This window comes from Mesorhizobium sp. P2_E10, assembly GCF_056404235.1.
On the sequence record NZ_JBFUEK010000003.1, the window covers coordinates 492,466 to 518,491 of the forward strand.

25 protein-coding genes are annotated in these 26,026 nt (G+C 61.1%); 12 read left to right on the plus strand and 13 right to left on the minus strand.

The window, feature by feature from the left end:
• The first annotated feature begins 140 nt into the window (after window positions 1-140).
• The 4 genes from AC1D0N_RS11240 (at window position 141) to AC1D0N_RS11255 (ending at window position 3,308) form a co-directional block, all read left to right on the plus strand.
• The gene (locus AC1D0N_RS11240) at window positions 141-1,019 is read left to right on the plus strand and encodes a branched-chain amino acid aminotransferase (RefSeq protein ID WP_477243731.1); all 879 of its coding nucleotides are present in this window, start codon (window positions 141-143) and stop codon (window positions 1,017-1,019) included.
• A gap of 107 nt (window positions 1,020-1,126) precedes the next feature.
• Window positions 1,127-1,729 (plus strand): superoxide dismutase, encoded by a 603-nt coding sequence (locus AC1D0N_RS11245; protein WP_477243733.1) that lies wholly within the window; start codon window positions 1,127-1,129, stop codon window positions 1,727-1,729.
• A gap of 181 nt (window positions 1,730-1,910) precedes the next feature.
• Window positions 1,911-2,348 carry a c-type cytochrome gene (locus AC1D0N_RS11250; RefSeq protein WP_477243735.1) on the plus strand — a complete coding sequence of 146 codons (438 nt, stop codon included), beginning with the start codon at window positions 1,911-1,913 and terminating at the stop codon, window positions 2,346-2,348.
• Window positions 2,349-2,357: 9 nt separating this feature from the next.
• A complete protein-coding gene (locus tag AC1D0N_RS11255) occupies window positions 2,358-3,308 on the plus strand; it encodes a cytochrome c (RefSeq protein WP_477243737.1) in 951 nt (316 codons plus the stop codon).
• On the opposite strand, the gene gmd is transcribed toward AC1D0N_RS11255, so the two are convergent.
• From gmd to AC1D0N_RS11275, 4 genes are all read right to left on the minus strand, one after another.
• A complete protein-coding gene (gmd, locus tag AC1D0N_RS11260) occupies window positions 3,305-4,345 on the minus strand; it encodes a GDP-mannose 4,6-dehydratase (RefSeq protein WP_477243739.1) in 1,041 nt (346 codons plus the stop codon). The genes AC1D0N_RS11255 and gmd overlap by 4 nt on opposite strands.
• Window positions 4,346-4,645: 300 nt before the next feature.
• On the minus strand, window positions 4,646-6,061 hold the full coding sequence (locus tag AC1D0N_RS11265; protein ID WP_477243741.1) for a glycosyltransferase family 4 protein: 1,416 nt from the start codon (window positions 6,059-6,061) through the stop codon (window positions 4,646-4,648).
• Window positions 6,058-7,011, minus strand: coding sequence for a glycosyltransferase family 2 protein (locus AC1D0N_RS11270; protein ID WP_477243742.1), 954 nt, complete (start codon window positions 7,009-7,011; stop codon window positions 6,058-6,060). The genes AC1D0N_RS11265 and AC1D0N_RS11270 overlap by 4 nt, the downstream gene beginning before the upstream one ends.
• Before the next feature lie 7 nt (window positions 7,012-7,018).
• Complete coding sequence (locus tag AC1D0N_RS11275) at window positions 7,019-7,840, minus strand: hypothetical protein (protein WP_477243744.1); 822 nt, start codon at window positions 7,838-7,840, stop codon at window positions 7,019-7,021.
• Between the two features lie 194 nt (window positions 7,841-8,034).
• Between AC1D0N_RS11275 and AC1D0N_RS11280 the strand changes: the two genes are divergently transcribed.
• Window positions 8,035-9,180: a glycosyltransferase family 4 protein gene (locus AC1D0N_RS11280; protein ID WP_477243746.1), complete on the plus strand. Its 1,146-nt coding sequence runs from the start codon at window positions 8,035-8,037 to the stop codon at window positions 9,178-9,180.
• Between the two features lie 234 nt (window positions 9,181-9,414).
• Here AC1D0N_RS11280 and AC1D0N_RS11285 read toward each other — a convergent pair whose 3' ends face one another.
• Window positions 9,415-9,816 carry an SET domain-containing protein gene (locus AC1D0N_RS11285; protein WP_378978788.1) on the minus strand — a complete coding sequence of 134 codons (402 nt, stop codon included), beginning with the start codon at window positions 9,814-9,816 and terminating at the stop codon, window positions 9,415-9,417.
• Window positions 9,817-9,903: 87 nt separating this feature from the next.
• On the minus strand, window positions 9,904-12,054 hold the full coding sequence (locus AC1D0N_RS11290; protein WP_477243748.1) for a S9 family peptidase: 2,151 nt from the start codon (window positions 12,052-12,054) through the stop codon (window positions 9,904-9,906).
• A 117-nt stretch (window positions 12,055-12,171) separates the two neighbouring features.
• Here AC1D0N_RS11290 and AC1D0N_RS11295 point away from each other — a divergent pair, with 117 nt between their 5' ends.
• Together AC1D0N_RS11295 and AC1D0N_RS11300 are read left to right on the plus strand one after the other, a co-directional pair.
• Window positions 12,172-12,543, plus strand: a complete 372-nt coding sequence (locus AC1D0N_RS11295; RefSeq protein ID WP_477243750.1) for an SH3 domain-containing protein — start codon at window positions 12,172-12,174, stop codon at window positions 12,541-12,543.
• Window positions 12,544-12,970: 427 nt separating this feature from the next.
• Window positions 12,971-13,396, plus strand: a complete 426-nt coding sequence (locus tag AC1D0N_RS11300) for a Ros/MucR family transcriptional regulator (RefSeq protein WP_477243752.1) — start codon at window positions 12,971-12,973, stop codon at window positions 13,394-13,396.
• Window positions 13,397-13,539: 143 nt separating this feature from the next.
• On the opposite strand, the gene AC1D0N_RS11305 is transcribed toward AC1D0N_RS11300, so the two are convergent.
• The gene (locus AC1D0N_RS11305) at window positions 13,540-13,968 is read right to left on the minus strand and encodes a SufE family protein (RefSeq protein WP_477243753.1); all 429 of its coding nucleotides are present in this window, start codon (window positions 13,966-13,968) and stop codon (window positions 13,540-13,542) included.
• Window positions 13,969-14,082: 114 nt separating this feature from the next.
• Window positions 14,083-14,436: a DUF5330 domain-containing protein gene (locus AC1D0N_RS11310; RefSeq protein ID WP_477243755.1), complete on the minus strand. Its 354-nt coding sequence runs from the start codon at window positions 14,434-14,436 to the stop codon at window positions 14,083-14,085.
• 536 nt (window positions 14,437-14,972) lie between these two features.
• On the opposite strand from AC1D0N_RS11310, the gene AC1D0N_RS11315 reads away from it, so the two are divergent.
• The 3 genes from AC1D0N_RS11315 (at window position 14,973) to AC1D0N_RS11325 (ending at window position 17,894) form a co-directional block, all read left to right on the plus strand.
• Window positions 14,973-16,718 (plus strand): PAS domain-containing sensor histidine kinase, encoded by a 1,746-nt coding sequence (locus AC1D0N_RS11315; protein ID WP_477243757.1) that lies wholly within the window; start codon window positions 14,973-14,975, stop codon window positions 16,716-16,718.
• Window positions 16,693-17,475, plus strand: a complete 783-nt coding sequence (locus tag AC1D0N_RS11320) for a peptidoglycan-binding domain-containing protein (RefSeq protein ID WP_477243759.1) — start codon at window positions 16,693-16,695, stop codon at window positions 17,473-17,475. The genes AC1D0N_RS11315 and AC1D0N_RS11320 overlap by 26 nt, the downstream gene beginning before the upstream one ends.
• 71 nt (window positions 17,476-17,546) lie before the next feature.
• Window positions 17,547-17,894 (plus strand): DUF1491 family protein, encoded by a 348-nt coding sequence (locus AC1D0N_RS11325; RefSeq protein WP_477243760.1) that lies wholly within the window; start codon window positions 17,547-17,549, stop codon window positions 17,892-17,894.
• On the opposite strand, the gene AC1D0N_RS11330 is transcribed toward AC1D0N_RS11325, so the two are convergent.
• A complete protein-coding gene (locus AC1D0N_RS11330; RefSeq protein WP_477243762.1) occupies window positions 17,881-18,897 on the minus strand; it encodes a hypothetical protein in 1,017 nt (338 codons plus the stop codon). The two genes, AC1D0N_RS11325 and AC1D0N_RS11330, sit on opposite strands and share 14 nt — an antisense overlap.
• 189 nt (window positions 18,898-19,086) lie before the next feature.
• Between AC1D0N_RS11330 and AC1D0N_RS11335 the strand changes: the two genes are divergently transcribed.
• Entirely contained in the window at window positions 19,087-19,293 is a 207-nt protein-coding gene (locus tag AC1D0N_RS11335; RefSeq protein ID WP_477243764.1) for a hypothetical protein, read from the plus strand.
• An 18-nt stretch (window positions 19,294-19,311) separates the two neighbouring features.
• Here AC1D0N_RS11335 and AC1D0N_RS11340 read toward each other — a convergent pair whose 3' ends face one another.
• From AC1D0N_RS11340 to AC1D0N_RS11355, 4 genes are all read right to left on the minus strand, one after another.
• Complete coding sequence (locus AC1D0N_RS11340; protein ID WP_477243766.1) at window positions 19,312-19,860, minus strand: DUF1254 domain-containing protein; 549 nt, start codon at window positions 19,858-19,860, stop codon at window positions 19,312-19,314.
• Complete coding sequence (locus AC1D0N_RS11345) at window positions 19,853-20,437, minus strand: DUF1214 domain-containing protein (protein ID WP_477243768.1); 585 nt, start codon at window positions 20,435-20,437, stop codon at window positions 19,853-19,855. Before AC1D0N_RS11345 ends, AC1D0N_RS11340 begins: the two co-directional genes overlap by 8 nt.
• A gap of 85 nt (window positions 20,438-20,522) precedes the next feature.
• Complete coding sequence (locus AC1D0N_RS11350) at window positions 20,523-22,682, minus strand: transglycosylase domain-containing protein (protein WP_477243770.1); 2,160 nt, start codon at window positions 22,680-22,682, stop codon at window positions 20,523-20,525.
• Window positions 22,683-22,857: 175 nt separating this feature from the next.
• Window positions 22,858-23,496 carry a TetR/AcrR family transcriptional regulator gene (locus tag AC1D0N_RS11355; protein ID WP_477243772.1) on the minus strand — a complete coding sequence of 213 codons (639 nt, stop codon included), beginning with the start codon at window positions 23,494-23,496 and terminating at the stop codon, window positions 22,858-22,860.
• 112 nt (window positions 23,497-23,608) lie between these two features.
• On the opposite strand from AC1D0N_RS11355, the gene AC1D0N_RS11360 reads away from it, so the two are divergent.
• Entirely contained in the window at window positions 23,609-26,020 is a 2,412-nt protein-coding gene (locus tag AC1D0N_RS11360) for a GcvT family protein (protein WP_477243774.1), read from the plus strand.
• Window positions 26,021-26,026: the final 6 nt, after the last annotated feature.

The window sequence follows — 26,026 nt, forward strand, 5'->3', positions numbered from 1 at the left end:
GGCGCGGCAAGGCAAGGTGCAAGCGCTGATTGTAGCTAAGCTCTGCTGGCCTCAACAAAATCTGGCTCATGCCGGTTGACGGCGCCGGCCAAAGCATCTTCCAATGACCTGATGAGACAGGATCGGAACGGAACCAAGCAATGACACTGGCGGCAGCGGCGCAATCCGTGACATGGACCTTCGTCGATGGCGACTGGTATGAAGGGAACGTCGCGATCTTGGGGCCGCGCAGTCATGCCATGTGGCTCGGCACCAGCGTCTTCGACGGCGCCCGCTGGTTCGAAGGTGTGGCACCCGACCTCGAGCTCCACGCCGCGCGGGTGAATTCCTCGGCCATCGCCCTTGGCCTCAAGCCGACAATGAGCCCCGACAAGATCGTCGGGCTGACTTGGGACGGGCTGAAGAAATTCGACGGCAAGACGGCGGTCTATATCAGGCCGATGTATTGGGCCGAGCATGGCGGCTATATGGGCGTGCCGGCCGACCCGGCCTCGACCCGTTTCTGCCTGTGCCTCTACGAATCGCCGATGATCTCGCCGACCGGCTTTTCGGTCACGGTGTCGCCGTTCCGGCGGCCGACCATCGAAACCATGCCGACCAATGCCAAGGCCGGCTGCCTCTATCCCAACAATGGGCGGGCCATCCTCGAAGCCAAGATGCGCGGCTTCGACAATGCGCTGGTGCTCGACATGCTGGGCAATGTCGCCGAGACCGGAAGCTCCAACATTTTCCTGGTCAAGGACAGCCATGTGCTGACGCCGGCGCCGAACGGCACCTTCCTGTCCGGCATCACCCGCTCCAGGACGATGACGCTGCTTGGCGACTACGGCTTCAAGACCACCGAAAGGACGCTGTCGGTGCGCGATTTCCTCGAAGCGGACGAAATCTTCTCGACCGGAAATCATTCGAAAGTCGTGCCGATCACCCGCATCGAGGATCGCAACCTGCAGCCCGGGCCGGTGGCCAAGAAGGCGCGCGAACTTTATTGGGATTGGGCGCATTCGACTTCCGCCGGCTGAGCCGCTAAAAAGGGAACCGGCGCTTCATCCCGGAGTTGTTCCAGACCAATCCAGACCTATGTTTATCCGGTATCGACACCGGATTTTTTCCACGAGGAGTATGACCGATGGCTTTTGAATTGCCCGCCTTGCCTTACGACTACGAGGCCCTGCAGCCTTACATGTCGAAGGAGACGCTGGAGTATCACCACGACAAGCACCACAAGGCCTATGTCGACAACGGCAACAAGCTGGCCGCCGAAGCGGGCCTCGGCGATCTCTCGGTCGAGGACGTGGTGAAACAGTCGTTTGGCAAGAATGCCGGCCTCTTCAACAATGCCGCCCAGCACTACAACCACATCCATTTCTGGAAGTGGATGAAGAAGGGCGGCGGCGGCACCAAACTGCCGGGCGCCCTGCAAAAGGCCGTCGACAGCGACCTTGGCGGCTACGACAAGTTCAAGGCCGACTTCATTGCCGCCGGCACCACCCAGTTCGGCTCGGGCTGGGCCTGGGTTTCCGTCAAGGACGGCAAGCTGGCCATCTCGAAGACGCCGAACGGCGAGAACCCGCTCGTCCATGGCGCGTCGCCCATCCTCGGCGTCGATGTCTGGGAACACTCCTATTACATCGACTACCGCAACGCCCGGCCGAAATATCTCGAAGCCTTCGTCGACAGTCTCATCAACTGGGACCATGTCCTCGAGCTCTACGAGAAGGCCAAGGCCTGATCGATTTGCTGAAAAGCCCCGGCGCAACCGGGGCTTTTCTTTTTTCGGGTCCACGGCTGACATTCCAGAAAACCGATAATTTCAGAAATCACGCAGCCTCGAGGTCAAATCCGGGAATATTCAGCCCATCGTCGCCGTTACCGTTCTGTCCCAAACCCTGTTCATCATTGGAGCCAAATGAATGAGAAAGCTTGTCCTCGCCATCTCTATGCTCGCTCTCGCCGGTTCGGCGGCCTTTGCCGATCCGGTCCTCGACCGGCAGGCTCTGATGAAGGAACGTGGAAAGATCGTCGGCGGACTGTCGAAAGTGGTCAAAGGTGAGGATCCGTTCGACGCCGCTGCCGTGCTCACCGCATTGCAGGCGCTGCAGGCCAATGCCGAGAAGGTCGATGTCGACGCGCTCTTCCCCGCCGGCAGCGACGCTGGCGACACCACGGCATCGCCGAAGATCTGGGAAGACATGACTGGCTTCAAGGCAACCAACGACAAATACATCGCCGACGTCAAAGCGGCGGTCGCTGCGGCGCCTGCGGATGTCGACGCGCTCAAGGCGCAGATCGGCACCCTCGGTAGCGATTGCGGCACCTGCCATCAAACCTACAGGGTCAAAAAAGGCTGATCGCAGCCGATGCCCTGGCTGAAAAAATTCGTCGGCGCCGCCCTTGTTCTGGGTGGTGTCGGCGCGGTTGCCGGCTGGGTGCTGTCGGCGCCGGTCAGGCTGGACGCCGAGACCGTGGCAAAGCTCGGCCCCGGCAATGCCGCCAGGGGCAAGCGCATTTTCAACGCCGGCGGCTGCACATCCTGCCATTCGAAGCCGGGCTCGAAGGGTGACGCCCGCCTTCAACTGGTTGGCGGCCTCGAACTGAAGACGCCGTTCGGCACCTTCGTGCCGCCCAACATCTCGCAGGATGCCAAGGACGGCATCGGTGCATGGTCGGTCGAAGACCTGGCCAACGCCATGCTGAAGGGCGTGTCGCCGACCGGCGAGCATTTTTACCCGGCCTTTCCCTACGCCTCCTATGCGCGCATGAAACCATCAGACATTGCCGATCTCTATGCCTTCCTGAAGACGCTTCCGGCGGTCGCTGGCAAGGCACCGGACCACGCCTTGAGCTTTCCCTTCAACATCCGTCGCGGTCTCGGGCTTTGGAAACGCCTCTATCTGAGTGACCAGCCGGTCGTTCCCTTGCCCGACGGCACGCCGGATCCGGTGATGGCCGGCCGCTATCTAGTCGAGGGGCCTGGCCATTGCGGCGAATGCCATACGCCGCGCGCCTTCACCGGCGGCAGCAAGAAAAGCCAGTGGCTGGCGGGCGCCGCGGCCGCCGAGGGCAGCGGCATCGTGCCGAACATCACATCGGGCGAGGGCGGTATTGGCGACTGGTCGGAGGCCGACATCGCCAACTATCTCGAAACCGGCTTCACGCCTGATTTCGATTCCGTCGGTGGCGCCATGGTCGATGTGCAGAAGAACATGGCCGAGCTGACGCCGGAAGATCGTGCGGCGATATCAGCCTATCTGAAGGCGATACCACCGCACCCCAACGGCTATCCGCCGGGCAAAAAGCCGGCGAGCTAGATGCCTGAAATCTCGTTTGAAGATACACGCCGGAGATCGGCCTCTACCATCTCGGCGACCAGATCCTCCAATCGAACAGATGGCCTCCAGTCAAGCACGTCTTTCGCCAGAGAGGGATCCCCGACAAGCAGGTCAACTTCGGATGGTCTATAAAAAGTCGGATCGATAGCCACAACGATGTTTCCGCTTGCTCTGTCGATTGCCAACTCGTCGTGCCCGGTTCCTTTCCAATCCAAGGCGATTCCGCTGGCGTCAGCGGCCATTTCGATGAACTCACGAACGGTGTGCGTTCTGCCCGTCGCGACAACAAAATCCATTGCAGGCGTCGACTGCAGCATTCTCCACATAGCGTCGACATAGTCTTTGGCGTGACCCCAATCCCGCTTTGCCTCAAGGTTGCCAACCCTCAAAGGACCTTCCCCTCTCACGGCATATTTTGCCATGCCCAGACTCACTTTTCGAGGCAGGAATTCTTTCCCCCTTAAGGGCGATTCATGGTTGAACAGGATGCCGCTGCAGCAATGTAGTCCAAACGCCTCTCTATAGTTTACGACGGCCCAATGCGCGAAAAGCTTGGCGATCCCATAAGGGCTGCGCGGATAAAAGGGGGTCTTTTCGGTCTGCGGAACCTGTTGCGATTTGCCGAACATTTCGGAACTTGAAGCCTGATAAAATTTCGCCGTGGGAAGGACGGTCCTGACGCTTTCCAGCAGTCTCAAAGCGCCAATTCCGGTAACCTGGGCTGTGTAAATGGGCTGCGTGAACGAATCCCCCACAAAGCTTTGAGCCGCGAGATTGTATATTTCATCCGGTTTGACCTTCTCCAGAATCGTTCGGACGTTAGATTCCTCGGTCAGTTCCATCGACTCGAATTCGATGTCACCAAGAACCTGCAATTCCTGCAAGCGCCACGTTCCAATCCCCGACGTGCGACGCATGGAGCCGACTACACGGTATCCCTTGTCAAGCAGTAGCCTGGCTAAATACGCTCCGTCCTGACCGGTGATGCCCGTTATCAATGCGGTCCTTTTTGCCACGGCCTTTTCCCTTGCGAGTTGTATTATGGAGGCTTTTGACGTGCGCTATGTCGATGTTTTGATGCGAAGGCAAAGGAAGATTTGAGCCGAGCACGCGTTTTCTACGATTTTCGTCCTGGACTTATCTCCGCTATCCAAGAGCACTGGCTCCTTCCTTCGCTCTCCATGGCCCGGATTTTTTCATGTGGTCCGGCTTGAATTCCTGGCTCTGGGTCATAACCCTTATCGAGCAGGGAGTTTGGCGAGATAGCATCCGTCCTAATCGGTGACAAAGGCGCGCTTAGCATTTGCAGCCGTGTGTCAGTGCGGTCGTGAGGTCGAAGACAAAGCTGCTTCAAAGAATAACCGAGCCGACTGCGACCAGGTCACGGACTGAAAGACTGCTTTGGTGTGTGCGGCGAGTCTTCGAGGTTCGGCGTCGCCGGTGAGCCAGGCGCGCAGCCGCCGAGTCCAGGCCTGCTCATCGTTTGGATCAAGGCAGATGGCAAAGTCGCCGACAATTTCCGGTATGGGACCTGTATTCGACGCGATCAGTGCCTTGCCATGCTGAAGCGCCTCGACAGGTGGCAGTCCAAAACCCTCGTAGAGCGGTGGATAGAGGCAAAAAGCAGCGGCTTCATAAAGAGAGTTCAGTGTCGCGTCATCGACGCCCTCCAGATGGATGACAGTCGACGACAGCATGGCGTCGCCTTCGAGTTCGGAGAACAACTCGTCCATCATCCAGCCCTTGCGGCCGACAAAAACCAGCTTGAACCCGGAGCGTCCAATAGTTCCGTCCTCGATCAGCTGGCGCCAGACTCGGATCAAGAGGCGATGGTTCTTGCGCGGTTCCAGCGTGGACACGAACAACGCGAACCTCTCGGGATGCAGCATTGCTGGGAGTGGCGAAGGCTGCGTGATCGGTATGAAAGGGTTTGACCCCAACGGGACGATCCGGCAATCAGGCATTTCGAGACCGTTTGCCAGACAATGCTGCTCCACATCTTTCATGGTGTTTCGGGATGTGAAAACACAGCGATCGGCACGAGCGAACGCCAGGTCGAAATAGCGGCGGAAAGCCACGACATCATGTGGAGCGAACCATTCCGGAAATCGGATCGGAATGATGTCATGACACAGGACAACATGTCGCGAGCCCGTTCGATCTCTTTGATCCAGAATCGGCCCAATCGCCGTATGCGTCCAGTCGTTCTGGATAGCCACAGTGACGTCGTTCTTGCCGAATTGCAGGGCTTGGCCGGCCAACTGGTCGAGACTGGGGACGTTGACCCTCTGACCCCGGTCGTCGAAAAAGACTCGACGCAATTTTGGGCTGAGAATCCGCTCCTGCAGTCGCGCCCATCTGCTTGCGACGATTGGCGAGACCGCAGCAATGCGGCGCTCTTCAAGCGCGAGCGCGAGCGTTCGCCTGAATTTCGTCAACCAAAAGAAAGGCATCCGCAGGGACTGTGGAATCGTGTCGACGAAACGAACTTTCGTTTCCCCAGGGATTTTCGACATCCCGAGGTAGAGCTTCGTGCGCCCCTCAATCACGGATTCGACAAGGTGATGCGAGATTGGGCGCAAGCAGAGCTGCGATGGGTCAAAGACGGAAAATACCGTTCCTGGGATGTTTTGATACGCATACAGAGCATATTGCTGCTGGCAGCGCGTGATGCCGACCGCGGGTCCGTGCCATTGCAGCAGGGTCGACAGATCGATGACAAGACGGCTCACTGGCGGGCCAACAGTTTCACGCGCAAGGCAAGGAGCGAAGCCACCGACAGTTGGCCCGAGAGCATCGCGATAATCTCTTTCCTGAGCTTCTTGCCCAACATTCGTCGTCCCTGACACGCGCGAAGAATCAAGGCTATCTCCTTCCAATCACTTTCGCCGAATGCGACGCCTGAGTTGACTCGCGCGGTCAGATAGCTGGTGAAGGGATCATTGGTGGCAGCAACTCCAGTCTCCGGCCCAACGGCAAGGGGACTGAAGAATCGAAGTCTCGCCAATGCCGCCCCCGCCCTCTGGTCCAACCGGTGGAGCCTGGACGTCTGGTTGCGATGCCTGCGCAAACGCATTAATCGATCAGGCAGGGAACCGATCGGACCTTCACGGGAAAGCCGCAGCCATAGATCGTAGTCCTCAGCATAGGGAAAGCCGCCCCGATATCCGCCCACTTTCCTTAAGGCCGCATTTCTTATCATTGCGGTTGGGTGCAGAATTGGATTTTGCGTGCGCAGCTGGTGTCTTATGCGGTCAGGATCGATCTGCATGTCGATGGGCGCGCCCAACTTGCCATCGCTGTCTATCGTCCATGCCGAGCTTCCGAGAACAACCAAATCCTGTTTTCGCATCATCGCTTTGCGCTGCAAATCGATGCGACTGGCCTCGGCGACGTCATCGGCATCCATCCTGGCGACAAGTGGCGCGATCGTGTGTGCCAGCCCCGTATTGAGTGTGTCGACGATCCCTTGCCCTGATGTTTTCAGGAGCGTGACGCGCTCATCTTGAGCGGCATGGACGGCCACGATCTCTGCGGTATTGTCAGTCGAACCGTCATCGACGACGATTATCTCAAGATCGCTGAATGTCTGATCGCGGATGCTGCCAATCGCAGCGTCCAGGAAAATGCCGCCATTGCGGACGGGTAAGACGACGGCGACTTCGGCGCTGAACCTGCTCACCACATCATCACTTTACAGGCTCCCAACGCGGGTCGCTCATTCTTTCGCACGGAAGGTGAAAATTAGCCGGCAGATGCGGCGCCAGCAACTCCAGCACCGCTTTTCGTTTGCGATAATTTAGCACCGGATCTATCGACCAGGTCCATCCGACTTCATGGATCCAATCACCTCGCCGTTCGATCCCTGCTTGGTGATCGTCGACCCCGGGCAGGATGGAAATCCATTCCACGGGACGTGCTGGCAACGTGTCGCGTGGCAAGTGCTTATACAGCACATCCCAGTTTGCGCCCCCAGTGTCGAGCCCGACGAACCAATCGAGCCCAAAGTCCAGCGGCTGCTCACTCACGCTGGCGAAACGGTAGAAACAAAATCCGGCCCAAAGAAACCAACGGTCTGCTGCCACGCGGACATCGCCGTAATACGGATACTTGTCTAGGGGTGCAAACGGATTGGTGGGGGCGATGGCGTAGAGGTCGTCATCAACAAAGCCGAAGGCGCTCGGCTCTCCCGGCTTCAGGACGTTGTGCCAGATCCAGTTGAGGGCTGTGCCATGGGACCGGCTGCCGTTACGGCCTGTCCAGGGATTGGGAGGCAAGCAAACATAGTTCGCATGGTAAGCGTTCGCGACCTCGGCGTTAACGACGCGCGTCTTTTCAAGCCTGGAATTGTCGAACACGATCACCTGATCCAGAACGACGTATTTCCTGAGAAGAGCCAAGTGAAGCGCCAGGCAGTCAGGATCCTCAAAGGCGACCGTCGCTATGACGTTCTTGCCGCGGATACACCTTACGATATCGGCGAATTCAGTCGACTGGACAGGCATCTTCACATACTTGTCATCGACAAGACGGTAGCGGAGCGTCTTATACCGTTGGGTGAGAGGCCTAAGATGCAAGAAATCGTTCAGACCATAGTCAGAGAGTTTTCTGGGCATCGCGCGACCACACACAGCGCTTTCTCAGGCGCCGACATCGACGCTGCAAAACCATATGGCTTTGGCAAATAAACGGTTTGGTGCCGCCCGTGAAGATTGCGCTGGGAATTTTTTCGCTTGATCCGCGCGGTGGGCTCGAGGATTCGGCACTGCGCCTTGCGGGTGAATTGTCTCGACGAGGTCATGAACCCGTCTTCTTCGTCGCGCGAGCAAAAAATCCGATACCTTTTCCAACCGTTTGCCTTTCGATGAATGACAACGCCTTCACAAATCATGAGAGAATGAGGCGGTTTGGTCAGAACTTCGTGGAGGCCTCCAAGCGTGGGTTCGACAAAACGGTAGCGTTCCAGATGATGGCTGCAGTTGATGTTTTGTTCCTGGCGGACCCGATACTCAACAGGCCCAATCTGCCACTCTGGAAACGGCTTACTCCGCGTTATCAGACTTTGCTTCGTATTGAAGCCAACGCATTCGGACCCCGATCAAAGACTGTCGTTCTGTGCCTGTCTTCGCGGCAACTGGATGCCGCAAAGAGCGCATACCCTGCAGTGAAAGATCGAATTCTTGTTCTGCCACCAACCGTTTCGCGGGACCGGGTTTATCCAGATGCCCGCGCTTCCCATCTGCGCGCGGCATCGCGCAGCGAGCTTGGGCTGCCGCCCGACGCAAAGGTGTGGCTCTGGCTGGCCCTACAGCCGCATACAAAAGGTCTGGACCGCGTGATCGAGGCACTGGCCAAGTCCCACGACGCGCATTTGGTGGTCGCTGGTCTCGAAGTCTCCAGTCCCAAGCTTAGGCCCTACAGGGCTACGGTCACCAGGCTCGGTTTGGAACACAGGGTCCATTTCGTTGGATATGCGTCCGATGCCCGTCTCAAGGCTGTTTTGAGCGCATCCGATGTGCTTGCTCACCCGGCGCGCGCAGATGTCACGGGTGGGGTAATCCTCGAAGCCATAGTCAACGGCTTGCCGGTCGTTGCCACCAACGTCTGCGGATTTTCAGACCACATCTCCAAGAGCGGCGCAGGGGTCGTTCTCCAAGAGCCTTTTGATCTCGACGAGTTTGTCCGGGCGCTGGCGCGGCTCTGTGGGATCGAGGCAGCTGATTATTGCCGACGTGGGGTCGAATACGCTGACCAAAACCTTTTCTCAGGTCTTGCCCGGGCGTGCGACATAATCGAATCAACCCATCCGAATCAGGTCACTGAAAGTCTTGGCCGCACTGAATGTGTTTGAGATCAGCGTTTATCGGCCGGCCGGCGCCTGGCTCAGGGAGTGCAGGGCTGCGTCGATAATGCGGTGACCTATTGAAGCTCTGCGGTGGTGTGTCAGGGCATGATCGCGAGCAGCCGCGGACATTGTGGCAAAGACAGCCACTTCGGCTTTCTGTCTCGGTTGACTGGCTTCTAGACTGGAGTACGCCAAGTACACCCGAACCCTGCGGTACGAATGTTGCCTTGATACTCGTGTCTAGTTTTCCGGCGACAGATGGCGGTCGCCGAGAAAGTCGAAGCCCGTCTCAAAGAAATGATTGTAGTCGCAGGTCAGTTCCTCGCCGGGCGCGATGTCGCGCAAGGCGTATGTTTCCTCAGGTGAGGAGACGTCGCAATTCGGCTCATCGGCATGGTTCATGAAGCGCGCATCGTCGGCTTCGAAGACGATGTAGTTCGGGTCGCGCCGGTCGGGGTAGGAATAGCGGTCGAGATAACTCTTCACCGATCCGCTTTCGCTCTCGTAAGTTTCCACGTCGATGATCCGATCGAATCGTGGGTCCAGCTTCCAGATCAGCGTGCCGCGCGGAATGTGGGCCCTGGCAAACACACCGATGCCCTGGATGGACGATTTGTCGAGATAGACGTCAACGAGCAACATGGCGAAACCTTGCGAGATTTGATGACGTGGCTGTAAAAAAAGCCGCGCACTGGGTAGCGCGCGGCGGTAGCAATTGCGAGTGGAAAATCAGCTCAAAACTTCGTGTGCGACAAGATCGGCCTTCCCCGTCACCTCGGGTTCGGGCTTGCCCGTAACCTTGAGCGCGAAGGCATAGGTGAAGGCGATCTCCTCGAGCCTCGAAAACCGGCCCGATGCGCCGGCGTGCCCTGAGTCCATGTTGATCTTGAACAGCACCGGATTGTCGCCGCTCTTGCGCTCGCGCAGCCGCGCCACCCATTTGGCCGGCTCCCAGTAGGTGACGCGCGGATCGGTGAGGCCGGCCTGCGCCAGGATCGGCGGGTAATCGAGTGCTGCGACATTGTCATAGGGCGAGTAGGCTGAAATCGTCCGGTAGTCCTCCTCCGAAGCGATCGGATTGCCCCATTCGGGCCATTCCGGCGGCGTTAGCGGCAATGTGGCGTCGAGCATGGTGGTCAGCACGTCGACGAAGGGAACCTCGGCAACGATGCCGCCAAAACACTCCGGCGCCATGTTGGCGACCGCGCCCATCAGCATGCCGCCGGCCGAGCCGCCTTGCGCGACGATGCGGTCATGGGTGGTGTAGCGCTCGGCGACGAGATGACGGGCAACCGCGATGAAATCGGTGAACGTGTTCATCTTGTGCGCCCGTTTGCCGTCGTCGTACCAGCCATAGCCCTTGTCCTTGCCGCCACGCACATGGGCAATCGCATAGACGAAGCCACGGTCGACCAGCGACAGGCAGTTGGTGTTGAACGCCGCCGGCACGGTGATGCCGTAGGAGCCATAGCCGTAGAGCAGGCAAGGCGCCGATCCGTCGAGCGGCGTCTGCCGGTGATGGATCAGCGAGATCGGCACCAGTTCGCCGTCAGTGGCGGGCGCCATCAGCCTGCGCGTGACATAGTGGTTCGCATCGTGGCCGGACGGGACTTCCTGGGTCTTGAGCAGCACGCGTTCGCGGCTGCGCATGTTGTAGTCGAAGACCTGCGCCGGCGTCGTCATCGACGAATAGGAAAAGCGCATGATCTCGGTGTCGTATTCGTAGGACCCCGACAGGCCAAGCGAAAAGGCTTCCTCGTCGAGCGAGATGAGGTGCTCCTCGCCGCTCTTGCGGTCGTGCACGACTATGCGCGGCAGGCCTTCCTTGCGCTCGAGCCTGACCATGTGACCCTTGAAGCCGATCACCGAAAGGATCAGCCGGCCAGCTTCGTGCGGCACCAGTTCCTGCCAGTTGGCGCGCACCGGGTCGCTGGCCGGCGCCGTCATGATCTTGAAGTCCTTGGCGCCGTCGGCATTGGTGAGGATGAAGAAGATGTCGCCGCCTTCTTCAAGGTCGTATTGCAGGCCGGTCTCGCGCGCTGCGACCAGCCTGGGTTCGGCGAACGGCTCGCTGGCGCGCATCAGCCGATATTCGGAAGTCTCGTGATCGTTGATGCCGATCATGATCCATTCGTTCGAACGCGTGCCGCCGACACTCATGAAGAAGCCGGGATCGGTTTCCTCATAGATCAGCCGATCGTTTCCAGGCTGGTCGCCAAGGCCATGGAACAGCACCTTGGACGGACGATGATTGGGATCGAGGCGTGTGTAGAAAAAACCGTCATTGCCGTCATTCCAGACGCCGCCGCCGCCAGTGTCGGTGATGATGTCGGCCAGCTCTTCGCCACTGGCGAGGTCGCGCACTCTGAGCGTGAAGAATTCGGAGCCCTTGTCGTCGAACGCCCACAACAGTCTGCCGTGATCGGTCGAATGGTCGACCTCGCCGAGGCGGAAATAGGGTTTGCCCTCGGCCTCGGCGTCACCGTCGAGCAGGATCTGCTCCTCGCCGCCGTCGCGCGGCATGCGGAAATAGCGCGGCTGCTCGCCGCCAAGCTTGAAGGAGGAGCCATAGGCGTAGGGCCCATCCTTCATCGGTACGGTGGAGTCATCTTCCTTGATGCGTCCCTTCATCTCGGTGAAAAGCTGCTTCTGCAACGGCACGGTGTCGGCCATCAGCGTCGCCTGGTAGGCGTTCTCGGCTTCGAGCTGGGCACGGATCTGGCCATCGAGCAGGGAAGGATCCCGGAACATCTCTTGCCAGTTGTCGGCCCTCAGCCAGGCGTAGTCGTCGCTCCGCGTGATCGCATGATGTGTGTCGAAGACCGGCCGTTTCTCCGGCTGTGGTGGGCTGGCGGTCGGGAATGCTGGAGATTTGGTCATTATGTCTCGCTGTGGCAGAAATCTTGAATGGCGAATGAACACGCCGATCAGCGCGGGTTCAAGAGCCAGGCTCTATTGGCGTCGTCAGGCTCCAGGCAGAGGGGCCGGGAGGAGAGAATGATGAAGTTCTATATCCGCACCGCTGCGGCTTTGGCCGTCGCTTCGACAGTTTTGGCCTTCGCTGACCAGTCTCATGCAACTGCGTTCGCAGCTTGGCAAGTGACCGGCGTGCCGTTTGGCGACACGCTCAACGTGCGCAAATACCCGTCGGGCACATCCCAGAAGCAGGCCGCCTATCCCAACGGGACGGTTCTGCAGATGACCGGCAAGTGCACAGGCGGGACAAACCTGCTCGATATCGCCAATCAACCGCACTGGAAGCAGGAACAGACAATCCGCTATCGCTGGTGCGAAGTCTGGCACGATCCGGCGCAGAACGGCAATTTCACCACCGGCTGGGTGTATGGAAAATACATCACCCCTTACTGATGAGGCTCGTCTTGGCGGCACCGGCATATCCGATCATGAACATTCAGTAATGGTTTTCAACCTGTGATTTCATTAGAGCCTGATAACCGGCTGACCCATGGCGCGACCAAGCATAGCCGAAGCATTCGAACCATTTTACCTCACGCCGCCGATGTAATGGTGGACGTGACGCGGCGTCAGCCGTTGCTGGCCTGACCAGAAAAATATCGCAAAGTTACACAGTGCACCGAAGATTGAAGCTGAATGCGGAATGTTTGACTAATATCGTTGAATATAGCGCAACAAGCGAATTGACTTACTTGGTTGACTGGCTCATTAAGATGCCCCGACGCGAATCGTGGAGGTTCTTCCTGCCTGAAATTCGCGCGATGCCCGTTTTCAGAAAAAGGGCGCAGACAGAAACAACCTCGTTGGGGTCTTGAACACTATGGATATCGCCGAAACGCCTTCCCGAAATAGCGATGCGCTGATCGAACTGACCGCCGATGTGGTGGCCGCCTATGTCAGCAACAATCCCGTGCCTGTCGGCGAACTGCCGAACCTTATTGCCGATGTGCATGCCGCTCTCGGGCGCGTGGGCGGGGTCGCCGAAGCGCCTCCTGCCGACAAGCAGAAGCCTGCGGTGAACCCGAAACGCTCTGTTCATGACGACTACATCGTCTGTCTTGAAGACGGCAAGAAGTTCAAGTCGCTCAAGCGTCACTTGATGACCCACTATGGTCTGACGCCCGACGAATACCGTGAAAAATGGAACCTGGACGCAAGCTATCCCATGGTTGCGCCCAATTATGCAGCTGCCCGTTCGCAGCTTGCCAAGAAGATGGGTCTTGGCCGCAAGCGCAAGGGGCGCTGATACCGGCTTCGTTTCCTACATTTCGACCATCGACGGCGCCTGTGGGCGCCGTTTTTGCTTTTGGCGGATGCGCGCGGCTGATGCCCGGCTCTCCATGCCGACGCGCAATCGCGCGCCGGATCATCCTTCGCCTCAGGGTCTGATCAGGCGGTCTGTTTCAGCGCCACTTCGGCGTCGCGCTTGATGCGCTTGACCATCGAGCGCAGGCCATTGGCGCGCTGCGGCGAAAGGTGTTCGTCAAGGCCAAGCCCCTTCAACGTGGCTTCCGCATCGGTTTTCAGGATCTCGCTGGCCGGTTGTTCCGAAAACAGCGCCAGCATGATGGCGACCAACCCCCGAACGATATGGGCATCCGAATCGCCGGTGAAGGTGATGACCGGGTCGGCACCCACTCCATGTTCGGTGGTCAGCCAGACCTGGCTGACGCAGCCGGGCACCTTGTTGGCCGGGTTGCGTTCCGCGTCGGGAAACGGCGGCAGGGCCTCGCCCAGCTCGATCACATAGCGATAGCGGTCTTCCCACTCGTCGAGCAGGGAAAAGTCGTCACGGATCGTCTGGATCGTTGTCGTCATCACGCCGGATATAGTGATCCAGCGCCGCCGCGTCACGGAAAAAGAAGAAAGCACCGCAGGCGCCGAGAGGTCTGCGGGCCTGCGGTGTAGCCATAGACACGGCTGGAAGTTGTCTCAGTTGTTCGCTGGAATGTTGACTGTTGCCGGCAGGACGATCTGCTCGGCCACGCTGCCGGTGGAAACGGATGTGTCGGGCTCAGTCGCTGTCTTCTCGTCCAGCATGGCGGCCGCGATCTTGGCGGTCTCCTTGGCCCGGGCGGTGATCGTGTGCATTGCCGACTTGCCGGTCTCGCAGACATCGGGCTTGCGTTCGCAGATGCCGGCGATGTCGCCGACAGCTTCACGCGCCGCAAACAGGGCCTGGAGCGGGCCGACACTCTCGCGGCCTGCCTCGTCGGGACCGACGGTCAGCGGCAGCGCCAGAAGCACCAGCGAAAACCAGAAAGCCATTCTTATCAGAAAGCCCATATGTCTGCCCTCTCGTCCGTAGCCGGATCATGCGTCCATGCGGCATGACCTCTTTTATAGACACGACACTGCCACAGACGCGCAAAGGACGACTTGCAGGGACAGTGAGAATTTTCCGCAAATTTTAGGCAAATTCGAAACCATGCGTTTTGCAATAGATTTGCCGCAAATGCCGCTGGTTTTCTTCAGCACTCAGTAACCATCTATCTAACTGTTTTCTCTATGTATTTCTGAAAATGGCGAAACGTCGGCGCTGACTGTCATCGGCTTCAGGGCGCTCCGCGCGGATAACGCTCCGTTTACTATGGCGGCAATTGCCTGGAATTTCATGGCACCGCACCACAATATTTGCCGCAGGGCGGGCGTTGGTCGGTTCAGCCTTATCCATTCCTTAAACGCTGGATGCGAGTTTCAAATCAACAAAAGCCACCTGCGAAGCAGGGCAGTTCACGACCGGGTGCGAGTGCGTTGCATTGAGTTCGATTTCGGCCAGATACGTTGGATTGCCTGGCGCGCTGGCTGCCAGCTGTGAACGTATGGTTCACCCTGATATCATCGGGCGGGATGACCGCCTGCGCCAGCGCCGCTTCATCGGCGTCATGCTGGCTGCGCCGTTCTTCACCGCCGGTGCCGCGGTCACATTGGTCACTTCGGGCATGGGCGCGGCCGTCACGGTCGCAACGATCTTCGCCGCTTTCGGCTTTTGCTGGTTCGCCGCCTTGCTGGTGGCGGCCTCGGGCAAGATGGCACTCGCCAGCCAGGTTGCGCTTGGCGTGGGAGGTCTTGCACTTGCCGCAGTCATTGCCGCGGCGGGCGGCCTGGCCTCGCCGGTCGCCCTGCTTGCCGTGGCGCTGCAATTCGAAGCCTGGTGGATCGGTGCCTCGCGGCGCGCAGTGCTGTGGGGAGGCGTCTCGGCGCTGGTCGCCGTGCTGCTGCAGCCCTTTGCCGGCTCCGTACTGCCGTTCGGTGCCACGGAAATCGCCGCGTGGCACTGGCTGCTGCCGCTGGCCTGGGCGCTGACGCTGGTCCCCCGGCTTGCCGCCTTCGGCGATGCCGCGCAGGCACAGCCCGCGCTGGCCGCAAGCGACCGGCTCGAGGATACAATCGACGCCGTCGTCTTGCGTATCACCAGGCAAGGCGAGGTTGTCGATGCGTCGGCAAAGGCGCGCACCATCCTGAAGCTGCCACCGGAGCTGCTGTTCGGCACCGGCCTGTTCGATCGCATCCATCTGTCCGATCGCGTCGCCTATCTCAGCGCGCTCGCCGATATGCGCGATGGCGCGCCGGCGCGCCGGCTCGATCTTCGCGTCCGGCTGCCGCAGAACGGCGACGGCCCGACGGCTGACAATTATCGGCCGTTTTTTCTCGAACTGGTGCGGGGCGAACTGCAGCAGGACATCTTCACGCTGGTGCTGCGCGAGGACGGAGAAATTGCCCGGCTGCGCGAGGATCTCGCCGTTGCCAATGAAGCGGCCGCGTCGGCCGAGGTGGCGAAGGGACGGTTCCTGGCGATCGTCAGCCATGAACTGCGCACGCCGCTCAACGCCATCATCGGCTTTTCCGACATGCTGCTGCATGAGATGTTCGGCGGCTTCAAGGATCCGCGCCAGAAGGAATATGTCGGCCTTGTCCGGGATTCCGGCCAGCATCTGCTTGCCGTCGTCACCTCGATCCTCGACGTGTCCAGGATCGAAGCCGGCGCCTACGCGACCGAGCCGGAGCCGTTCCGCTTCATCGACGCCGTGGAAATGTGCCAGTCGATGATGCAGCTGCAGGCCGAGGCAAAGAACATCGACCTGCAGGCGCAGATTGCGCCGGACGCCGGCGAGATCAACGCCGACCGCCGCGCCGTGCAGCAGATCCTCATCAACCTCGTCTCCAATGCGATCAAGTTCACCCCCGATGGCGGCGCTGTCGTGGTCGGCGCCAAGCGCATCGGCTCGCGGCTGCATTTCTGGGTCAAGGATACCGGCATCGGCATCGCCGAAGAGGACTTTGCCAATCTCGGCAAGCCGTTCATGCAGATCCAGAACGACTATACGCGCCGCTTCGAGGGAACCGGGCTTGGCCTGTCGCTGGTCAAGGGGCTGGTGGCGCTGCACGAGGGCACGATGTCGATCGAGAGCATGCCGGGCGAGGGCACCACGGTTGCGATCAGCTTTCCGGTGAACGGACCGAAAGATCGCTCGACCGACAAGACCGGCGTGTTGCCGATGCCCAAAGCCTGGACGAAGGGGGAAGCGAAAGGGGACAGGAATGGCTCGCTCCGCAAAACAGCTTAAGGCGGTCAAGCACCGCAGCAACGCCTTCGAGGACGGGGCGCTGGCTGTCGGCAGCATAATCTCGCGCAATCCGGTCCTGGTCGGCGGCTCCACCGCATTCCTGGTGACGCTGTTCTACGTCTCGGCCAACGCCTTGTGGTACCAGCCCTTTCCGCATGCCGGCGCATTCTTCGCCACCAGGAGCATGGAGAGCTTTTCGCGGGCGGGCAGCGACGAACCCGAGACCACCATCAACATTGTGCGGCCAGGCCCAGTCAAAAGCGACCCGGTCGTCGAACAGGTCCAGGGCATATTGAAGGACCTCGATTTCTATTCCGGCACTGTCGACGGCCTTTCCGGCCCCAACACGCGCAAGGCCATCCAGGCCTATCAGCAGAAGGTCGGGCTGCCTGAAACCGGTGAGATCGACGCCGTTCTGCTCGACCAGCTCGGCGCCAAGCAGACGACAGCGGGCATCCCGCATCCGGTCCCGCGCCCGGTGGATATGGCCGCTGCTCCTGCCGCCGCGCCAGCGACTGCACCGGTTGCCATCCCGGTCTCGGCGCCCGCATCCGCTCAGGCGCCTGACGCCCGCATCGTCAAGATCCAGGCCGGGCTGAAGGCCTTCGGCAATGACGACATGCAGCTCGATGGCGTCGTCGGCGCCCGCACCAAGGCCGCGATCAAGGAATTCCAGTCGCTGTTCGGCCTGCCGCAGACCGGCGAGCCCGACGAGGTCGTCTACGTCAAGATGCGCGAGATCGGTCTGACCAACTGACGGTCGAAACGAGGCTCGCCGATCGGCGAAAATCCGGCTAAGACCCGTCGCATGTCGTCCGGAGCCCTGTCATGCGCGTGACCACCGACCTATGGGTGTCGGCTTTGCTGCGCCGGGTTTTCGGCGCCGGCGGTTTTGCCGCTGTCGTCAAGCGCGGCGCCACCGAGGCGGGTGCCGTCTTTGTGCTGGCGCGCGGCAGGCTGGGTGAAATTACCCTGTTCGGCCCGGCGCCGCAGACGAGCTACGATTCGGCCAAGCCCGACGACCGGTTTTTCAGCCTGCTCGGCACTGGCGATGACGCCGCCCTGTTCGATGCCAGGTTGGAGCGGGAAAAAAAATTCGATCCCGACATCTGGGTGGTCGAGATCGAGGCCGGCGCGGTTCCGGTCGAGGAGCTTCTCTCCGTCAAGACGCCTTGAGGCTGCCGGCAGCGTCGTCGCTGTTCGATGCCTTGCGTGCATCGGCATTCACGGCGGTGTTGGCGGTGGCGCGAACCGCCCTCGACAGCGTCTCTGCTTTCCAGTTGCGGACCTTGTCCACTGCCGCCTCGCGATGCAGCAGATGGTAGCGATCAAGGAAGGTCCGAATGGCCTGCGGGTGCGGAAACGCATTGGGATAGACGGCAACCGTGATCAGGAATGCCCTGTCTTCGCTGAGGTCGAGCGCTCGTAAGGCGGCAAGCAGCGAGGCATAGGTAGAGCTTTCCGTCAGCGATCGCGCCGTCGAAAAATCGATTTCGAGCGCGTCGGCAAGCGCGGTCTGGAAGAAGGCCGCGTTACCGGTCAGCGCCGTCTCGCGCAGCCTGGCATAGGTGCTGGAGCCGACGAACGCATTTGCGGCAACCCCTTCACTCACGGCATCAGTGCGCATCATCGAGCGCAGCCGCTGCCGGGCGTTTTCGGCGGCAACGCCTGAGGTCTCCTGCCGGTCGGACGCAACGGTCGTGGCTTCGGCGCTTTCGGTCGCCGGTTTCACGACCGCTTCCGGCGGCCGCACCCGCACCAGTGTCGGCTTTTCAAGCACCTTGATCAGCTGGGCAATGGTCGGGTTGAGGTCCTTGCGGCGCGCTATGGCGCGCGCATGCGGCAGGCCGTGACGTCCGATCAGCGCGATAAGGTCGATGTCACTGAGCGCGCGCGAGCGGATGAGCAAAGGGGCGGCAATGTCGACTGGTTCCTCGCAAAGCCGCCGCACCAACGCGGCCGGCGCATATTCGCATTCGGAAAGGGCGGCGGCGACGTAGCGGCGCGATTCGACCGACACATTGTCGAACAGCGGCAGCGTCAGATCCTCGAGCTGGGCGATCTCGCGGCGCGAAGGACGGGTCAGGCAACAGAACGCCGAGACCACCGCGCGGAACAGCCTTTCGGCCTTTCCCGATTCAGCCCGTATAGCGATTTGCCTGAAATCCGAAGCTGACACGAAGGATACGCCCGACACTCGACACAATCTGGACCACGCTCGACCGGGACTGTGTCGGTTTCGCGTACGTCTAGAACAAAGATCAAGTTAGCGCTGATCCGTTAGCGCTCCGTTAACCCTCTGCCTGCCTTAATCACATTTGGAGGCGTTGCGTTGTGCTCCGGGGCAACCGAGAGGAATACGCGAACCATGGGCATGGTCCTGTCTTTCGTGCCGCGAACGGCGGCAACCAGCAGAGCAAGTCAAACCACCGGCACACCGGCGGCAGTCATCATTTTCCCCGGCGTCCGCTACGAACAGCGGTCGCTGGCGGGCGAGGCACGGCCAGGCGGCGCCGGTCCGGACAAGCCGGGGTCACCGGGCTCGCCGGGATCGATGCCGGTACCGCATCACTGAGCCGACTTCGGGGTAGGCTTAGTAGTCCTGCAGTTCGCAGGAACTCTGCTCGAGAAACCGCGATACGACAGGCTTCCAGCTGTCGTCGGGCACGAACGAGCGGATGACGAATATGCCTTCGTCGATCGGGGCTTCGACGAAGATCGCGCCGTGCAGATCCTCGGGCAGTTCCTTGCGCACCTCGATCATCTGCGCCGGCGTCAGCACGACGGTGTCGAGCACGCCGCCGGTCGCGGTGTGGTCGTTGAAAGAATAGAAATTGTGACCGTTGCGGTCATAGACGGACACCGACCAGAACGGCACATTGCCCGGCGCCTTGACCCGCACCATCCCCTCGGCGAGATCGAAGCGGCAGGCCGCCGCATAGAATAGCGGATCGACGGACTTGACCACCGGCGCGCCGCCGGCCTCGGCATCGAGCCTGGTCATCTTGTAGAGGTCCGAGGCCATGGCCAGTCGCGACCAGGCGTCGCGTTCGGAAAACTCCGGCACTAACAGCAGCACCACGATGTGCACGATGCCGGCGCCGACCAGGCCAAGCAGGACGGCGTGCAGCAACCTACGCATTGCAGTCGACCTTCTCGATCTTCGGCAGCGTCACATCCGAAAGCCCGGTGCTTGAGGCGATCGGCGTGTCGTAGAAGGTCAGCACGAAATACATCCGGCCAAAGCCGTCGGTCAAAAGCCAGTTGCCGGGGGTGGGGCGGTTGCCGACGGAAATGATCACCGAATTGTCGGGCTGGCGCAGCACCTGGTAGGATTGCAACGCCGCCAACCTCGGCTTGCCGGTCTCGACCACGCCAAGCGACTGATCGGCGGCATAGAGGGTCCAGAAGCGGGCGGTGGGAAATCCACCTTCGATCCTGTAGGCGCATTCCCGCTTCAACTGGTCGCCGCCGGCATCGCGCTCAGCGATGAAGGACAGCCCCTCGGCCTGTCCGAGCGCCAGCACGCCCTCGCGCGCCACACGCGCCTTCGAATAGGGGTCCGCGCCTTGCGTGCCGATATCGGGGAATGCGGTCCATTGGCCGATCCTGATGGCGCCGACGCCGTCCTGCACCTTGAGCGCATACCAGACGCTGCCGCCGCCACCACCGATGGCTATGGCAAGCGCGAGGAGCGTCAGGAAGGCGTTCTTGAGCATGAAAGGCCGGGGACAAGCAGGATTGCCGCTCGGGGATATCGCGGCGCAGGGGCATGTGGCAAGCGGGCGTCGCGCAATTGCCTGGTCAAAGCGCCGACAGGGTCTCCGGTGCCGCAGGCGCTTCGAGCACCGGCGCCGACTGGAACAGCTTGGTCATGTCGCGCAGCGTCTGTGTGGTCCGGCTGGACAGCACCGCCGGGCGCTCGGCGGCGGCGTCGGCTGCCGCCTGATCGGCATTTTTCTTCTCTGCTTCCTCGGCCTTGGCTGCGATTTCCGCGTCGATGAAGGGGTGTTCGAGGCCGGGGATCGGCTTGAGGTCGATGTTCTGGTGGGCGTAGACCATCAGCCGCTGCCACACCATCGCCGGCAGCGAGCCGCCGGTCATCTTGTTGGTCGGAGTGAAGTCGTCATTGCCGAGCCAGACGGCGGCCGTGTAGTTGCCGGTGAAGCCGACAAACCAGGCATCGCGGTAGGACTGCGTGGTGCCGGTCTTGCCGGCGACGACGATGTTGGGAAGCTGGGCCCGCCGGGCCGTGCCGATCACCGGCACCGCGGCAAGCATGGTGTTCATGTAGATGAGCGCCTGTTCCGACAGCACCCGATGCGGCGGCGGCGCATCCTTGGCGAAGTCGTAGACCACCTCGCCGGTTCGGGTGACCAGCTGCGTGATGCCGTGGCGCGAACCGACGAAGCCGTCCTGCGCGAACACGCTGTAGCCTGTCGCCTGGTCCATCACAGTCATGCCCGACGTGCCGAGCACCATCGTCTTGTGCGATTCGAGCGGCGATTCGACGCCGAATGATTCGGCCATCGCCTTGATCGGCGCGATGCCGAGATGGTCCTTGGCCAGCCGCACCGGCACGGTGTTGATCGATTTGGCGATCGCCGTGATCAGCGTCACGTTGCCGGCCGATCCGCCGCTGTAATTGTGCGGCGACCAGCCGCCCCAGGTGATCGGCCCGCCGGAAACAACCGAGTCCGGGGTGAAGCCATGTTCCATGGCCGTGGCATAGACATAGGGTTTGAACGAGGAGCCGGTCTGGCGCAGCGCCTTTGTGGCGCGGTTGAACTGGCTGGCGCCGTAGTCGCGGCCGCCGACGATGGCCCTGACCGCGCCATTGGTTTCGATGACGACCACCGCGCCCTCGGTGACGTTGTACTCCTTGCCGAACTGGCGCAGGTGGAATTCCATCGATTCCTCGGCCGCCTTCTGGATGTTGGCGTCGAAGGTGGTGTGGGCGACCAGCGAATGCTGGCCGGTCTTGGCGGCGATTTTCTTGACCTCGTCAAAGGCCCAGTCGAGGTAATAGTCCGGGCTCTTCTGTTCGCCGCGGTCGACGATTTCGGCCGGATGCAGCCGCGCCTGCAGCACCTGGCCTTCGGTCATGAAGCCGGAATCGACGAGGTTCGACAGCACCACATTGGCCCGGGCGCGGGCCGCCGGCAGGTTGATGTGCGGCGCGTATTTGGTCGGCGCCTTGAACAGGCCGGCCAGCATCGCCGCCTCGGCGAGGTTCAAATCCTTGACGCTCTTGCCGAAATAGAAATCGGCCGCCGCCTCGATGCCGAAAGTGCCGCCGCCCATATAGGCGCGGTCGAGATAGAGCTGCAGGATTTCCTTCTTCGACAGATTGGCCTCGAGCCACAGCGACAGGAAGGCTTCCTTGATCTTGCGCTGCAAGGTCCGCTCATTCGACAGGAACAGGTTCTTGGCCAGTTGCTGGGTGATGCTTGATCCGCCCTGCACGACGGAATTTGCCCGCACATTCTCGAAGATAGCGCGCGACAGGCCGAGCACGTCGATGCCGTAATGCTCGAAGAAGCGCCGGTCCTCGGTAGCCAGCACCGCCTTGATGACATGGTCGGGCATCTCGTCGACCGGCACCGAATCGCGCTGGATGATACCGCGCTGGCCGATCTCGTTGCCGTATCGATCGAGGAAGGTGACGGCGAAGTCACCCTGCGTGCGCCAGTCGCCGGTGGTGATCTGGAAGGCCGGCAAGGCCAGCGCCAAAAGGACGACGATGCCGCCGGCGCCCATCGTAAAACCTTCGCTCAACACTTCGATGATGCCGCGGCGCCAGCCGGTCACGCGGAAGCGCCGGAAAAAGATGGTGGCCGTTTCCCAGAACTGACTGGCCTCGAAGCCGATCTCGTAGAGCGAGGAATCGAGCCACGCATCCACCGCCAGCAGTGTTGCGGCGATCGGACCTCTTCTCTTGCGCGGTTCCAAAGGACTGGTCATTCCAGAATTCCGCCCCACGCCGTTACCTGAGACCCGCTTGCGGGCAATTTCAGGGCGGCGCACCAGGCAAGACTATTCGTCCATTTTAGCACCGCTCACAAGGGCGGCGAAGCCACACGGCACGGTTTGTTGACCGGGTAGAGATGGCTTTGATTCTGGTATCGTCAGGCGGAGCTCACCGTGCCGCGATGAAGCGCATGAAATGCGCGACATCAGCCTCGCTGGGCTCCAGGCCGGTAAAGCTGCGCAGATAGGCGGCCAGATGGCTGACCCGCGCCTCGACCGGCTCCTTGAGGTCAAGCACGTAATAGCCGATCTGCATGTAGTAGAGCACACGCGCCCGGATGAAGGCGTCCTCCTCGTCATAGCCGTGGCGGCGATACATGTCGCGAATGGCGCCCAGCCGGTCATTGTCGGCCTTGTCGATCGCCCGGCGCACATCGTCGGAGCGGCGCGCCCATTCGCGGATGGCGAAGTCGAGCCTGGGGTCGAACAGCCGCTCGTCGGCCCAGCATTCGAACACGTTCATGACGCCCATGATGATCGATTGCGCCTGCCGCTGCGCACGTTCGACGATCGCCTTGGTGTTGGTGTCGTGCCAGTGGGCGAGCAGTTGGTCGAGCAGATCCTGGCGGCTCTGGAAATACCAGTAGAAGCTGGAGCGCGACACGCCGAGCTTCTGGCCGAGCGGCAGGATGCGCACGCTTTCGATGCCATCCGAAATCAGTGTCTGCAGGGCAAGATTGATCCAGTCCCAGCGCGTCACCTTGATGTTGCCGGGCGCCGGGTCGTCTTGCGGAGCGATCATGATCATGGACACACAAGTGGCATGGTGCGAAGCGGTGCGCAAGCCAACTGTACACATGTGTCTAGACACATGTGTACAGAGTTTGTATGATGAGGCTTCCAACGAGAGGGAGAGGCTCGTGAAGTCGCACTATCGTGCAGTCGTCATCGGGGGTGGGGTGGTCGGAGCCTCGGTGTTCTACCATCTGGCGCGCTTCGGCTGGAGCGATGTCGCGCTCATCGAGCGCGCCGAACTGACCGCCGGTTCGACCTGGCACGCGGCGGCGGGTTTCCATGCGCTCAACGCCGATCCCAACGTCGCCGCCCTGCAGGATTACACAATCAAGCTCTACCGCGAGATCGAGGCCGAATCCGGCCAGAATGCCGGCCTGCACATGACCCGCGGCGTCAACATGGCCAGCGATCCCGCCCGCTGGGAATGGCTGAAATCGGCCTGGGCGGTGTTCCAGTCGGTCGGCATCGAAACCGCCAGGCTGGTGACCCCCGAAGAAATCAAGGAAATCTGCCCGATCGTCGATGTCAGCGACGTGCTGGGTGGCCTTTACGATTCCAACGAGGGCCATCTCGACCCCTACGGCACCACGCATGCCTATGCCGGAGCCGCGAAAAAGCGCGGCGCCGATGTCATCCTGCGCAACCGTGTCCTCGACCTCAAGCCGCGCGCCGACGGCAGCTGGGATGTGCTGACCGAGCAAGGCACGATCGTTGCCGAGCATGTCGTCAATGCTGGTGGTCTGTGGGCCAAGCAGGTCGGCCGCATGGTCGGCGTCGACCTGCCGGTGACGCCGATGGAGCACCATTACTTCATCACCGAGGAAATTCCGGAGGTCGCCGCACTCGACAAGGAACTCGGCCTCGCCGTCGATCTCGACGGCTTTGCCTATCTGAGACAGGAGCGCAAGGGCGTCCTGCTCGGCGTCTACGAGCAGAACCCGAAACACTGGAACATCGACGGCGCGCCGTGGGACTACGGCATCGAACTGATCCCGGAAGACATCGACCGCATCAGCCCGGAACTCTCCAAGGCCTATCTGCGCTTTCCTTGCCTGGCGACGGCCGGCATCCGCAAATGGGTCAACGGCGCCTTCACCTTCACGCCGGACGGCAACCCGCTCGTCGGTCCGGTGCGCGGCCTCAAAAACTACTGGGTCGCGTGCGGCGTCATGGCCGGCTTCAGCCAGGGCGGCGGCGTCGGCAAGTCACTGGCTGAGTGGATGATCCACGGCGAGCCGCAAGCCGACATCTTTGGCATGGACATCGCCCGCTATGGCGCCTTTGCCGCCAACCGCGAGTATTTGAAACAGACGACGCGCCAGTTCTATTCGCGCCGCTTCGTCATGACCTTTCCCAACGAGCGCCTGCCCGCCGGCCGGCCGCTGAAACGGCCCGGCGCCTATGACGGCATGACCGCGGCGGGCTGCGAATGGACGTCGTCATGGGGCCTGGAAATCCCGGCCTATTTCGCACCGATGGGCTTTCGCGAAAACACCACCCTGAAGCGCTCCAACGCCTTCGACATCGTCCGCGACGAGGCGCTGCAGGTGCGCCGCGCCGCCGGCCTCGTCGATACCTCAGCCTTTTCGCGCTACGCGGTGTCAGGTCCGGGCGCCGAAGCCTGGCTCGACCGGCTGCTTGCCTCGAAAGTGCCGAAGCCGGGGCAGGCAAAACTCGCGCCGATGCTCGGCCATGACGGCCGGCTGAAGGGCGATCTCACCGTCTTCAACTGGGGCGGCGGAACGTACTGGATCATGGGCTCCTACTATCTCCGGGAGTTCCACATGCGCTGGTTCGAGGCGCATGCGGCCGACGGCGTGACCGTCACCGACCTCTCCGACATCATGACCGGTTTTCTCGTCACCGGACCGAATGCGCGGGCGATCGTGGCGCGCACGACGCATCAGGATGCCTCGTCGAGTGCCTTGCCGTTCATGGCCTGCGGCGAGTTCGACATCGGCATGGTTCGCGCGCGGGTTGCCCGCCTTTCCATCGCCGGCGAAGTCGGCTTCGAGATCAACTGTCCGGCCAGCATGCATGCCACTTTGCGCGAAACACTGCTCGCCGCCGGCGAGGATCTCGGCCTTGCCGAAATCGGCTTCTATGCGCTGAACGCACTCAGGCTGGAAAAGAGCTTTGGCATCTGGTCGCGCGAATTCACCCAGGCCTATACGCCAGCCCAAACCGGCCTCGACCGTTTCATGGCCTTCGGCAAGGGCGATTTCATCGGTCGCGAGGCGGCGTTGAGGCAACGAAATGCCCCCGCACGGCAATGCCTGGTGACGCTGGAAGTCGACGCCGTCGACGCCGACGCCAGTGGTTTCGAACCGGTCTGGCACAACGGCCGGCGCGTTGGCTTCGTCACCTCCGGCGGCTATGGCTATACGGTCGGCAAGAGCCTGGCGCTGGCGCTTGTCGATCGCGATTTCGCTAGCGAAGGCACGGCGCTGTCGGTGCACATTGTCGGCGTAGAGCGGCCGGCGCGCGTCATCCCGGCCTCTCCCTACGATCCCGAGGGGAAGGCGATGCGGCAATGAGGAGGT

Excerpts from the sequence above, each read along its gene's own strand:
- AC1D0N_RS11290 (WP_477243748.1), bottom strand. The coding sequence starts at position 12,054 with ATGACCAAATCTCCAGCATTCCCGACCGCCAGCCCACCACAGCCGGAG.
- AC1D0N_RS11310 (WP_477243755.1), bottom strand. The coding sequence starts at position 14,436 with ATGGGCTTTCTGATAAGAATGGCTTTCTGGTTTTCGCTGGTGCTTCTG.
- AC1D0N_RS11355 (WP_477243772.1), bottom strand. The coding sequence starts at position 23,496 with ATGATCATGATCGCTCCGCAAGACGACCCGGCGCCCGGCAACATCAAG.
- AC1D0N_RS11325 (WP_477243760.1), top strand. The coding sequence starts at position 17,547 with ATGCGCGTGACCACCGACCTATGGGTGTCGGCTTTGCTGCGCCGGGTT.
- AC1D0N_RS11255 (WP_477243737.1), top strand. The coding sequence starts at position 2,358 with ATGCCCTGGCTGAAAAAATTCGTCGGCGCCGCCCTTGTTCTGGGTGGT.
- AC1D0N_RS11350 (WP_477243770.1), bottom strand. The coding sequence starts at position 22,682 with ATGACCAGTCCTTTGGAACCGCGCAAGAGAAGAGGTCCGATCGCCGCA.
- AC1D0N_RS11285 (WP_378978788.1), bottom strand. The coding sequence starts at position 9,816 with ATGTTGCTCGTTGACGTCTATCTCGACAAATCGTCCATCCAGGGCATC.
- AC1D0N_RS11340 (WP_477243766.1), bottom strand. The coding sequence starts at position 19,860 with ATGCGTAGGTTGCTGCACGCCGTCCTGCTTGGCCTGGTCGGCGCCGGC.
- AC1D0N_RS11305 (WP_477243753.1), bottom strand. The coding sequence starts at position 13,968 with ATGACGACAACGATCCAGACGATCCGTGACGACTTTTCCCTGCTCGAC.
- AC1D0N_RS11320 (WP_477243759.1), top strand. The coding sequence starts at position 16,693 with ATGGCTCGCTCCGCAAAACAGCTTAAGGCGGTCAAGCACCGCAGCAAC.
- AC1D0N_RS11245 (WP_477243733.1), top strand. The coding sequence starts at position 1,127 with ATGGCTTTTGAATTGCCCGCCTTGCCTTACGACTACGAGGCCCTGCAG.
- AC1D0N_RS11240 (WP_477243731.1), top strand. The coding sequence starts at position 141 with ATGACACTGGCGGCAGCGGCGCAATCCGTGACATGGACCTTCGTCGAT.
- AC1D0N_RS11335 (WP_477243764.1), top strand. The coding sequence starts at position 19,087 with ATGGGCATGGTCCTGTCTTTCGTGCCGCGAACGGCGGCAACCAGCAGA.
- AC1D0N_RS11315 (WP_477243757.1), top strand. The coding sequence starts at position 14,973 with ATGGTTCACCCTGATATCATCGGGCGGGATGACCGCCTGCGCCAGCGC.
- AC1D0N_RS11345 (WP_477243768.1), bottom strand. The coding sequence starts at position 20,437 with ATGCTCAAGAACGCCTTCCTGACGCTCCTCGCGCTTGCCATAGCCATC.
- AC1D0N_RS11250 (WP_477243735.1), top strand. The coding sequence starts at position 1,911 with ATGAGAAAGCTTGTCCTCGCCATCTCTATGCTCGCTCTCGCCGGTTCG.
- AC1D0N_RS11295 (WP_477243750.1), top strand. The coding sequence starts at position 12,172 with ATGATGAAGTTCTATATCCGCACCGCTGCGGCTTTGGCCGTCGCTTCG.
- AC1D0N_RS11300 (WP_477243752.1), top strand. The coding sequence starts at position 12,971 with ATGGATATCGCCGAAACGCCTTCCCGAAATAGCGATGCGCTGATCGAA.